Genomic DNA, 7,702 nt, shown 5'->3' with positions numbered 1-7,702 from the left:
ATTAATAACCCTATTGGTTTTGTGAGCGCTAACCTCAATACACTTGAGCAATACGCAACTCACCTTATTGCGATTTGTGATGGCGTTCAGGGGCAACTCGAACACTTCACCGACGAACTTAAAGAGCAGATCGACGCACTGTTTGAGTCTAATCACTACGACTTGTTAAAGGACGATATTACTGAGCTAATTGCCGAATCGACAGATGGTCTTACCCGCGTAAAAGACATCGTCGAAAACCTTAAGAACTTTTCGCTGGAGACTACCGAAGGCGTGCAGATAGTAGATATCTGCGCCGTGTGTCACCAGCTGATCACGCTTATTTCCGCCCAGTACAGCACGCCCCAATATAAATTTGAATGTGAATTAGAGAAAGTGGAGGTAATGGGAAACCCTGGGCCGCTGAAACAGGCGCTAATGAACGTCATGATAAATGCAGCGCAGGCCATAGAAGATAGGGGCTTCATTAAACTTACTGTGCTCGATTCACCTACGTTGGTGACCATCAAAATACTGGACTCAGGTTGCGGTATTCCTACAAGACATCTAAAGCGAGTCTTTGAACCCTTCTTTACTACAAAGCCCGAAGGGCAAGGCCAAGGGCTGGGCCTTTCTGTGGCTTACACCGCCATTGAGCAACATCAAGGTAAAATATCTATTAGCAGCAAAGAGGCAAAAGGAACCGTGGTAGAGATCACCATTCCGAAACAGCCTGCAGCACAGCCCCCGTCCAGTGAAGATAATGAAGAGAATAAAGAAAACGAAACGGAAAACTCTCAAACGGCCTAGAAAACAGATAGCCCAGTACAGAGTCAAACGTTGTTAATCCTCACTCTGTTTGTATGTCCTCTGACTGAACTAACAAGCAAGCTTTTTTACTTCACAGGCTTTAAATGTATACACACCCTTGCTGTTTAACGTCCGCGAAATGGCTCCTTCATTAAGCAAGTAATTAAGGTGAGACAAACACTCTGCTACTGCAAACACCATGTTGCGACTAGAGAGCTTGCGCTTAAACATAACCGGTAATAGCTCTACGACCGTTTGAGGTTGCTCGCAAGCATTTAACAGTGCTTTTAGGTGCTCGTGATGATGAGCAATAAGCGAATCTACTCGCTCATGCAGGCCGATAAAGGGTAGCTTGTGAGCAGGTAATACTGTCGCATCTTTGGGCAAATTCTTGAATTGCGGCAGCGTAGAAAGGTAGTCGTCTAAGGTGTTGGCATCAGGCTCTGTTGAGTAGGCGCCAATGTTTGGCGTGATAATCGGCAAAATATGATCGCCTGATATGAGAATATTTTTTTGCTTATTGTAAAGGCACGCATGCTCAGGAGAGTGGCCGCGGCCAATGATGATCTGCCATTCGTTACCGCCAAGCGACAGCGTCATACCATGCTTTAGACGTGTGTAGCTAATAGGTAGTGGTGAAACGACGCTGCTGTAGCCGTTGCCTTCACCAGAAGTAAGCTTTGCGATCATGGATTCGTCTAAACCTGCTCGCTGGTAGTATTGCACATCCCGGTCATTCGTTGCGCCATTTCTTCCTGCCGCAAACGCTCTGGCAGTAAAGTACTCAGTTTGAGACATATAAAAGGGAACATTATACGTGTCGGCTATCCAGCCCGCTAACCCTACATGATCAGGATGTAAGTGCGTAACGATGACACCAACTATTGGCCCGTCTAATTGCTTGAATATACGCTCCCACAGCGCTTTGGTGGTGGACGTTCCTATGCCAGTATCAATGACCACCCAACCGCCTTCACCGCGGATCAGGTACAAATTTATGTGGTCAAGTTCAAATGGAAGCGGCATTGTTAGCCAAAGAACACCATCGGCCACTTCTATTAGCTCGCCCGGCTCTACCTGTTTATCGAATAGATATTCCATATCGCCCTCACCTTTTCTATCGTGCATGGTCTAACGTGCATGGTCTAACGTGCACAAAGACTGTACGTTTTCGTTTTAACTCGCGCTGCTTACAAAAACAAACATATCTGTCGAATAGAGATCTATAGGAGTAGGTGATAACAAACGTTATACTAAGCCTACTGCCGTTTCTCGTGCACAGTGGTAGCGCATTTTTATTGCACCTTTGCGCCAGTTATTGAACAGATAATGGTAATGCGAGTTTATAAAACGTACACGCCCATGAGGCTATTTAAAGAAATTAACGTCAACAAAGCCGGTTAGTAAATCAGATCCATGTCAGCCTCAACAATACAACAAGGGTTCATACTCAATAAAAGTACGTTTACCCGGCGAGGCAAGGTGCATGTTGAGCTATGGGTAAAAACGCCCAGTAGCACCGCTAGGTTAATTTCTTCACCCCAATACCCCACTTGCTTTGTATCTGTTGATCACGCCAATGATTTACGCAATATCGCCGAACGTATTTCTGCAAAGATCAGTATTTCAGATGACGGGTTTCACACGCTGGAACAAGTTCCTGTTGCGACGGTAAAAACCGCAACCGAATCACACATGCATCAGCTTCGCCAGCGTGCGCAGGAAAGCAGTATTATATTGTACGAAGCGGATATTCGCGTTGCCGATCGCTACTTAATGGAGCGCTTTGTGTATGGTGCGGTGGAATTTCTGGCTCCGCAAGATTTCGACGATACGCCTCAGATCGTTATAGAAAATGCGCAAATCAGACCCTGTCAATTCAGAACCACATTTACATCACTTAGCATAGACATCGAATGCAATGAGCATGAAGAACTCTTTAGCATTGCGTTAGCCGGTGAAGGACTCAACGTTGTGCTGCTTTTATGCCCGCCACGTTTTGTTGGGCAAACATTGCAAGGACAAAAAGACAGCGCGTACGAGCTCATTACCGTTGAATCAGAAAAAGCATTGCTTGAAGCATTTTTTTCATATCTTACATCCTACGACCCAGATATCATTTTAGGCTGGAATGTTAAACAGTTCGATATGGCGGTACTTGAACGCCGCGCTAGGGCTAACTCGCTAAAGTATGCTATCGGCCGCCACAGCCGAGAGGCTTCTGTAAGACAGTGGGAGGATCAAACCCTCGTTGATGTGCCAGGGCGATGCGTTATTGATGGTATCGAAGCACTAAAAACAATGACTTATCAATTCGAGTCGTTCTCGCTCGATCACGTATCTGAAGAACTGCTTGGCGAAAATAAGCTTATTCAGGCTGCAGACAAGCTTGAAGCGATAAAGCGTCTTTATCATAGCGACCCTGTTGCACTCGCTAACTATAACTTTAAAGATACGGAACTGGTCAACCGCATTCAGGATAAAACCCAATTTATCGATTTTCTGGCACTGCGCAGTATTCTCACCGGCCTAGATATGAGTCGCCCCGGAGGGTCAGTGGCCGCGTTTTTAAATGTGTACTTGCCTAAGCTTCACCGCAAGTCTTATGTCGCGGGGGTAAGACCTGAAAATGGAGGCTTGGCTAGTCCGGGTGGTTATGTCATGCGTTCCCAGCCAGGTTTATATAAAGACGTTTTAGTCCTAGATTTTAAGAGCCTGTATCCTTCCATCATTCGTACATTTAAAATCGATCCGTTGGGACTAGCGGAAGGGCTTAAGTCCCCTGACACGGCGATAGAAGGTTTTAAAGGCGCAGTATTTAGCCGCGAATCTCATTTTCTACCTTCCATCATTGAAAACCTATGGCTTCAGCGCGACGAAGCCAAAAAACAGAAAGACGCACCGCGCTCTCAGGCCATCAAAATATTAATGAACTCCTTCTATGGTGTGCTTGGTAGTGGCGGTTGCCCTTTCTACGATCCTCGCCTTGCTAGCTCTATTACACTGCGGGGTCATGAGATCATGCAAACCACTGCGGGTTGGATTGAAGAACTGGGCTATACGGTTATTTACGGCGATACCGACTCAACATTTGTTCATGTAGAAGGTAATGATGCACTGGGTACGCCCCCAGAGACTGGACTTGAGCTCGCTAGCATTATTAATCGAAAGTGGACAGAGTTACTAAAAAGTGAGTTCGACATTGATTGCCACTTAGAAATTGAGTTTGAATCTCACTTTTCTACGTTTTTTATGCCGACGATCCGAGGCTCTTCCGAAGGCAGCAAAAAACGTTACGCAGGAATGAAGGGCGGTGAACTTGTCTTTAAAGGCTTGGAAAATGTCCGCTCTGATTGGACGGTACTAGCTAAAACCTTCCAGTACGAGCTGTACAAAAAAGTGTTTACTGGACAGCCTGTTGAAGACTACATAAATAGCACGATAGCAGCGATAAAGTCCGGTGAAATGGATCACGCTTTGGTCTATAAAAAGCGGCTGCGAAAGCCTTTGTCGTCGTATACCAAGTCGCTACCTCCCCACGTAAAGGCAGCGCGATTAGCGGACGAGTACTATAAAGAACAGGGGTTGCCACTTCGCTATCAGTTTAATACTACCATTGCTTATGTTATTACAGTACAGGGCCCTCAAACCGCAGAAACCGCCACGGCCCCCCTTCAATATGACCACTATATTGAAAAGCAAATCCAACCCATTGCCGATAGTATCTTGCCTCTTATTGGCCTGAATTTTGAGACAATAGCGAACGATCAACTCTCGCTGTTTTAATCTCATTAATGGGGTTCTATCTATATCTGAGAACAGCTTAAGTTTGACGTATGAAGATCTTGCAAACACTGCGACAATTTAACATAGCAATAACATTGAAAACCTCGCCTTAAATTTTTATTACCTCACTAAATCAGTTAGTTATGCATTTGGCACATTCAATGAATAATGAATTACGTAAGTCATTAGCGGTGTCAGATTGAAACTTACTTCCAATCTGCACCTATGTTGAGGTCTGTGGACCTAGTGGTTAGGGCAATTGAACGCCCGAGTTCACTGTAAAAGCCAGAAGGAATTTGATTATGAAGATCACAAAACTAAGTATGATTACCAGTGCTGTTATTGCTGCAACACTATCTGCTTCAGCAGTAGCAGGCCACCACGAAGAGAAGATCTCGATGGGATTTAACGCAATGGATAAGGATGGAAACGGCTATATCGTCGGTTCAGAGTCTTCTGGCGTTATTGACAGTAAGCTTCTCGCAAAAATGGATACCGATGGTGACAGCATGATTAGCCGTGTTGAATTCAACAAGTTTGTTGATGAAAAACCATCAATGTTTAGCGACGACATCATTACTCAGGTGAAAACTGAAGGCACCAATGACGCTCTACTCTCGGAAAAGGGCAACCCTGAATTATTCTCTAAAGCAGACGGTGAAATGATATCAGAGAAGAATAAGGAGCTTCGCACTGAAATGTCAGCCACAGCCGACAATAAGTTTACTGAAATCGATGTAGACAGCGACGGTAAGCTTACAGCCGAGGAGTTAAAGGTTGCACATGTCGAAGGTGACTTTGAGATGATGGACGAAAATGGCGATTCTTACGTTACCCGTATGGAATATCGTGCCTACTTCGAAGGTATTGAGTCTGAATAGACACTCACCTTTCGTAAAGTAAAAATTTTTAGGAAGCCTCCTTCGTCGGAGGCTTTTTTGTTTCATTAAAGTCGAGACAATTTTCTTTAGACATCAAATACATTGTCACTTTTGGTTATTACTCTCCTTTCAGCGTGTACGACGAGTCACACAAATTCATCGTTGAATAACCCCATATACGACTAACATCTTGTCGACAAAACCCGTTTGCAACAATATTGTTAATAAAGATTGAATTATTTGTTTTATTCGTTGCGTATTCAGCATTTACTGCAATTGTTGCCATTGGTTATTTGGCACCAAAAGCCGAAACAGCCAACTCTATTATTTATATATAAATCAGATGCGTACGCGCATGGAGGCAAGATATGATGGAATCAAAATTAACACCGAACTCACTACTCCCTCTTCAGAAAAGTGAGTTTACTGGCTCTGATGAGGCTGAGCTGACGTCGCTCACTATCGGTCAGTATTTCAAAAATGTTGTCGACAATTATGGCGATAACCCAGCGATTATTGTAAAACATCAAGACGTTAGCTGGACCTATCAGCAGTATTGGTATGAAGTAGAACGTGTTGCTTGCGGCTTACTTGCAAACGGTGTAGAACCTGGCGACCGTGTGGGTATATGGTCTCCGAACAATATCGAATGGTCGATCGTACAGATGGCCACTGCGCGAATCGGGGCGATCATGGTATGCCTGAACCCTGCTTATCGTCCTGATGAATTAGCGTTTGCCATTAATAACGTTGCCGTAAAATACTTAGTCATGGCGCAATCATTCAAGCAGTCAAATTACGTCGCCATGTTGAAAGAGCTTGCGCCAGAAATAGACAGCCAAGATAAGAACACACCAAAGCATCCTCTAACGCTTGCTAAGTTGCCTTCACTTAAATATGTATACACTATTGGCGATAAGCCTGTAGAAGGATTACAGGCTTTTTCTGCATTACAAATAGAACCAACGGAAGCGCTTAAATCTCAGTTGGAGGCCGTTGAATCGAACCTTAGCGCGGATGATAACATCAATATTCAGTTTACCTCTGGCACGACGGGAAATCCGAAAGGCGCAACGTTAACGCACCGAAACATTCTAAATAATGGGCTATTAGTATCACAAGCAATGAGGTTCACACACAAAGACAAACTTTGTATTCCCGTTCCGCTTTACCACTGCTTTGGAATGGTATTGGGCAACTTAGTTTGCTTAGCATCAGGTGCATGCGCAGTTTTCCCCGGGGAGTCATTCGACCCTGAGACAACACTCCGTACAGTAGAAGAAGAAAAGTGCACGGGATTACATGGCGTACCAACCATGTTTATTGCCGAACTCGAACTATCCAACTTCAAAGCTTTTGATCTATCAACACTAAGGACAGGTGTCATGGCAGGTAGTACCTGTCCAGAAGAGCTCATGCGAAAGGTCCATAGTGAATTTCATATGACAGAAGTCGTCATAGGTTATGGTCAGACAGAGTGTAGCCCTATCAATCATATTACTAACATTGACTCGCCATTTGAAAAGCAGGTCAAAACCGTAGGACGCGCTATGCCCCATACAGAAGTGAAGATCATAGATCCCCAAGGCAATACGGTGCCTATTGGAGAACCTGGCGAAATCTGCGCGAGAGGCTACTGTGTAATGAAAGGTTATTGGGGTGATGAGGTTAAGACGAAAGCCTCCATAGACGATGAAGGTTGGCTTCATTCTGGCGATCTTGGAGAAATGGATGAAGAAGGCTACGTCACAATAGTTGGTAGAATAAAGGACATGATTATTCGCGGCGGCGAGAACATTTATCCACGAGAAATTGAAGAAGTCTTGTATCAACATGCGGATGTGTCAGACGCCGCTGTCTTTGGTATTCCTGACAACAAATATGGCGAGCAAGTATGCCTATGGATTAAGGCAAAGGAAAATCGACATATAGACGAAGATCAGATACGCGACTACCTTAAATCCAAACTAGCCTACTTTAAAGTACCCAAATACATCAGCGTAGTTAAAGAGTACCCCATGACGGTAACAGGGAAGCTTCAGAAGTTTAAAATGCGCGAATACATGATAGAAACACTGAAGAAGCAAGCCCTACAAACCGAAGCATAATCCCAGCAAATAGTGGGGTCAGAGTACATTTCGAAGATTGGGGTCAGAGTCTGAGGTATCCCCACAAATAATATTGCGATATCAATAAGATAAAAAAGATAGGAACATTCATGACGTTTGGTGATCAGATCAATCGCC

5 protein-coding genes are annotated in these 7,702 nt (G+C 44.4%); 4 read left to right on the top strand and 1 reads right to left on the bottom strand.

From position 1 onward, the window contains the following. Positions 1–789 (top strand): sensor histidine kinase (locus BIZ39_RS19365; protein ID WP_187447787.1); only part of this gene is annotated, 789 nt, incomplete at its 5' end. A 69-nt stretch (positions 790–858) separates the two neighbouring features. Here the strand turns inward: BIZ39_RS19365 and BIZ39_RS19360 are convergent. Further along, a complete protein-coding gene (locus tag BIZ39_RS19360; protein WP_187447789.1) occupies positions 859–1,890 on the bottom strand; it encodes an MBL fold metallo-hydrolase in 1,032 nt (343 codons plus the stop codon). 315 nt (positions 1,891–2,205) lie between these two features. On the opposite strand from BIZ39_RS19360, the gene BIZ39_RS19355 reads away from it, so the two are divergent. From BIZ39_RS19355 to BIZ39_RS19345, 3 genes are all read left to right on the top strand, one after another. Next, positions 2,206–4,575 (top strand): DNA polymerase II, encoded by a 2,370-nt coding sequence (locus BIZ39_RS19355; protein WP_222936709.1) that lies wholly within the window; start codon positions 2,206–2,208, stop codon positions 4,573–4,575. Between the two features lie 302 nt (positions 4,576–4,877). Then, a complete protein-coding gene (locus tag BIZ39_RS19350) occupies positions 4,878–5,456 on the top strand; it encodes an EF-hand domain-containing protein (RefSeq protein ID WP_014949496.1) in 579 nt (192 codons plus the stop codon). A gap of 368 nt (positions 5,457–5,824) precedes the next feature. Beyond that, the gene (locus BIZ39_RS19345) at positions 5,825–7,564 is read left to right on the top strand and encodes an AMP-binding protein (protein WP_187447786.1); all 1,740 of its coding nucleotides are present in this window, start codon (positions 5,825–5,827) and stop codon (positions 7,562–7,564) included. Positions 7,565–7,702: the final 138 nt, after the last annotated feature.

The organism is Alteromonas sp. BZK5, from assembly GCF_014349115.1.
GTDB lineage: Bacteria > Pseudomonadota > Gammaproteobacteria > Enterobacterales > Alteromonadaceae > Alteromonas > Alteromonas macleodii.
Note: the sequence above shows the minus strand (reverse complement) of the source record. Positions and strands in the feature narration are given on the sequence as shown.